1 pseudogene is annotated in these 249 nt (G+C 61.8%); it reads right to left on the minus strand.

Annotation, left to right across the window (positions count from 1 at the left end):
* Positions 1–120 (minus strand): annotated as a pseudogene (locus tag AC5IJH_RS18490) (glycosyltransferase); the annotation flags it as partial.
* Between the last annotated feature and the right edge of the window lie 129 nt (positions 121–249).

Consider the following 249-nt stretch of genomic DNA (forward strand, 5'->3'; position numbering starts at 1 on the left):
CGACCACCCATCGCGCTCCTCCCAACAGACGACGGAATGGCCCATGCGCCCCAGCGCGCGTGCCAGCCCGCGCAGGAAATGCGCATTGCCGTTATTCCAATCGGAGGTGAGGGAATGCACGAAAAAAAGCGAGGCGCAGCCTACGCGACATGTGCGAAGGACCTCTTCCCGGCCAGCTCGTTGTATAGCTCGCGATAATCCGCCGTAGAGCGATCCACTCCATAGCGTTCTCGGGCACGTGTCTGCGCT

The organism is Candidatus Dedyshia acidiphila, from assembly GCF_051025295.1.
Taxonomy (GTDB): Bacteria; Acidobacteriota; Terriglobia; order Terriglobales; family Acidobacteriaceae; genus KBS-83.